Source organism: Flavobacterium agri (assembly GCF_013401995.1).
Taxonomy (GTDB): domain Bacteria; phylum Bacteroidota; class Bacteroidia; order Flavobacteriales; family Flavobacteriaceae; genus Flavobacterium; species Flavobacterium agri.
Window position 1 is genome coordinate 1 of the sequence record NZ_JACBJI010000020.1, and the last position, 3,957, is coordinate 3,957.

At 46.7% G+C, this 3,957-nt stretch carries 4 protein-coding genes; all 4 read left to right on the forward strand.

The genetic code is table 11. The annotated features are described in order from the left end of the window. Positions 1 to 1,920: RHS repeat domain-containing protein (locus tag HZF10_RS17720; RefSeq protein ID WP_176007581.1), on the forward strand; the 1,920-nt coding region annotated here is incomplete at its 5' end. A gap of 1 nt (position 1,921) precedes the next feature. After that, positions 1,922 to 2,464, forward strand: a complete 543-nt coding sequence (locus HZF10_RS17725; RefSeq protein ID WP_176007582.1) for a hypothetical protein — start codon at positions 1,922 to 1,924, stop codon at positions 2,462 to 2,464. 425 nt (positions 2,465 to 2,889) lie between these two features. After that, positions 2,890 to 3,279, forward strand: coding sequence for a helix-turn-helix domain-containing protein (locus HZF10_RS17730; RefSeq protein ID WP_176007583.1), 390 nt, complete (start codon positions 2,890 to 2,892; stop codon positions 3,277 to 3,279). 165 nt (positions 3,280 to 3,444) lie between these two features. Continuing rightward, the coding region (locus HZF10_RS17735; RefSeq protein WP_246282663.1) for a DUF6443 domain-containing protein at positions 3,445 to 3,957 on the forward strand (513 nt) is incomplete at its 3' end.

The window sequence follows — 3,957 nt, forward strand, 5'->3', positions numbered from 1 at the left end:
CAGGTGAACGGCGGAACCAACGAGCGCATCTTCCTGAACGCCTACGACGACCTGGGCCAGCTCGTCGAAAAGCAGGTGGGCCAGATCGGCACGGGCGCGCTGCAGCACGTCGACTACAAATACAACATCCGCGGCTGGCTCACCGACATCAACGACGTCGACCCGGGCCATGCCTCGGGCGACCTGTTCTCGTTCCGCATCAACTACGACACCGTCCAGGACGACCTCGACGACGAGGTCAGCGCGCTGTACAACGGCAACATCTCCGAGACGTTTTGGAGAAGTTCGTCGGACGGTTTCCAACGCAAATACGGCTATAAGTACGACGGGCTGAACCGCCTGCTGCACGCCTACTACCAAAGGCCGTACGAGAACGTTCCGCGCAGCAGGTCCTACGACGAGTGGATGGCCTACGACAGGAACGGCAACATCACCTCTTTGGGCCGCAACGGCGACTACGAAGACCTCACGGCCGTACAGCCCATAGACGACCTGGTCTATACCTACGCTCCCCAATCCAACACGCTGCTTGCCGTAGAAGACCAGGAAGCCCACGCCTCGGGCTTCAACGACGGCAACGTAGGCGAGGACGATTACGCCTACGACACCTACGGCAACATGACCACCGACAAGAACAAGGACATCGACGCGATCACCTACAACCATTTGAACCTGCCGCTCAAGATCCTGTACCACGACGGCAGCTTCATCACCTACCAGTACAACGCGACGGGCACCAAAGTCCGCAAACTCGTAAGCAAACAGGTCGGCAGCAACCAGGAACAGACCACCACGGTCTACCAGCAGGGCTTCCAGTACGAGAACAACACCCTGCAGTTCATCGCCCACCCCGAAGGCTACATCAAGGCCACGAAAATCAACGACGCCTACCAGTTCAACTACGTCTACCAGTACAAGGACCACCTGGGCAACATCCGCATGAACTACGCCCTCGATCCATCAGACAACCAGGTCAAGATCCTCAACGAGGACCACTACTACCCGTTCGGACTCAAGCACACCAACTACAATTCGAACGTGAAGAACTTCCAGGAAGACCCGGGTTTTTCGACATTGAGGATCATTCAGGTGCCGTCGGAGGGGAATACGTATCGGTATAAATACAATGGGAAGGAGTGGCAGGATGAGTTGGGGCTTAACTTCTACGATTATGGAGCAAGAAATTATGACCCTGCGATTGGGAGGTGGATGAATATTGACCCGTTGGCGGACGAAAGGGATTGGTTAACACCTTACAACTATGTCCAAAACAACCCAGTCGTTAGGATAGACCCACTCGGCCTAACCGATTTCACTTTTGACAAAAAAACAGGAGACGTCAAGCAGATTGGAGAAAAAAATGATTCGCCAGATAGAATCCTTCAAACTGATAAAAATGGAAACATAAAGAAAAAAGGGGAAGGGTTTTTAGGGTTTTTAGTAAGGAAATCTGAACGCGGGAAGGAGAAAATTGATATTGATAACATTGAATCTGGTATTCTAAAAGATGGCATGAACCTTAAAAATGACAATGTATTTGAAGTAGGTGGAGAAAACCAACCATCAGTTGAGGGGATGGAAAACTTCATTTTGAAACTCGCAGATAACATTGACAAAGAGTTAGGTGGTTATCAACTATCAGGAAAGGGTGACGAAAAAATAACTCATTTTTATCTGGGAGGTTATGGAAGTAACCAATTTGATAAAGGAGGAACGGCGTTTAATTTGCACCGAATGGATTACAACCTATATACGACTACGACAGTTCGAACTCACTTTCATACCCACCTGACAAGGGCAGATGATGAAAGAAGATTAAAACCTTCAGAAAAAGACATGTGGTTCAAAAGAAACACTCATAATACAAACCCGAATATCAATTTTAGAATTCTTACTTTTCCTAAATCTTTTAACTATTAAAATGAAAAAAATATTCTTACTGTCTTTTCTCGTTTCTGTCTATTCTTGTTCTCAATTAAGGCAGATTGGGTATGATATATCCACTAATGACGATGCAATAAAATTTGCCATATCTGATTTTATTCAAAATAAAGAGTTCAAAAAGTCAGAGAAGGTGTTTTCATTAAATTCTCGAGTTTTTGACAATGTTATTGGTATAAGTATTCTTGCGAATCAAGAGAAGCTATTAATTTCTCCAAGCAATAAAATTGGTTACGTATCACTCTACTTTCCATCAAGATTCATTGAAAGAGATGGCCGCCTTTTTTATTGGTCAGATTCAACTTCTGTATTAACAGAGGATATGGTGAAGATTTTATCAAAATACAAGGTAATCGATTCGTCTAATATAAATGATGTCAATGTTTTGCCGATGATGAATTTAAAGTCTCATGATTCAGAAGCGATGCATTATTACATTTGTGCTAAGAGTGGAAATTATACGAAAAAGCGTTCTTCAACGGCATTAGATTATGAAGATAACCCAAATTTGTCCTGTCGATAAGAATATTCTGCTAATCAATCGCTATTAGGCATTAAACCACACCTCACCGTGTGGTTTTCGGTAATGTTCCAGAATTAGTGATGGCGCGTAAGTGATATTATAACATTTTGTAAATCAAATTACTTCAACAAAAACAAACAAAAAAGGAGTGTACAACGCACTCCTTTTTACATTTTAACAAGCCTTAAAACGATCGCTAACGATAAAAAGTAACACCTCATGTTCCAGAATTAATGACGGCTTTGTGTCAACTTTTCAACCGATGAATTTTTTTGACACAATTCTGTGGCAAAAAAATTGTCACAAAAAAAATTGCCTCAACCCGTCGCTTAACAAAAAAAAATCATTCCGGCACCAACACATTGTAAAATACAAACCCTGCCGTTTCCCAAATTTCCTATATTTACGCAACAAACATCTTCACCATGGAAACCCCTTCAAAATCCCACATCGGACGAAAAATCTCCCGCATCCGCGAACTGCGCGGCATGAAACAGGAAGCGCTGGCCCAGGCTCTGGGCGTCAGCCAACAGACCGTAAGCAACATGGAGAACAGCGAGGACATCGACGACGTAAGATTGAAGGACGTCGCACAGGCGCTCGGCGTTAGTGTGGAAGGACTGAGAAATTTTAGCGAGGAAGCGGTGTTCAATATCATTTCCAACACGTTCAACAGCAACGACAATTCCACGTTGAATGCCGTCAACCTACAGCCCAATTTCAATCCGTTGGACAAAGTCGTCGAACTGTACGAACGCTTGGTACAGGCCGAGAAAGACAAGGTGGCCTATCTCGAAAAGCTTCTTGGCAAATAAGACGCGGCGTGCGTTTTCGATCTTTAGATTTCCGAAAGACAATTAGTTTCCCGAACGATATTTGATCCGGGAGACGCGAATTGTATTTTTCCCTTTCAAAAATTGACGCCGTCCGCGACCACCAAAACCTTCGACCAAAACTTCGACCGATACTAAGCAAACGCCATGAAAAGACTCTTCCCATTACTTTTTGCCTTGCCGTTTGCACTGACGGCCCAGACCAAAACCGAGAACTACACGGTGGTGCGCCAATACAAGGACGCCACCACGACGGCACTGCCCGACAACTCGCCCGACCTGATCACCGACGTCACCTACTACGACGGCCTGGGCAGGCCCAAACAGCAACTGGCCAACAAGCAGTCGGCCCAGGGCGAGAACATCGTCACCCATATCGAATACGATGCCTTCGGCAGGCAAAAAAAAGAGTACCTGCCGTACCCGAACGCGGTACAGGACCTCGAAGTCGACCCATCCGCGCTTTCCGGCACACAAGGCTTCTACACGACCTACAACGGCGGGACGGCCTACCCGTACGGCGAGAAGTTCTTCGAAGCCTCGCCTTTGAACCGCGTGCTCAAGCAAAGCGCCCCGGGCGATCCGTGGGCGGGCGACCCGAACTCGGACGACGACCATACCATCCGTTTCGAGTACGAGGCCAACAAGGAAGAGGACTAC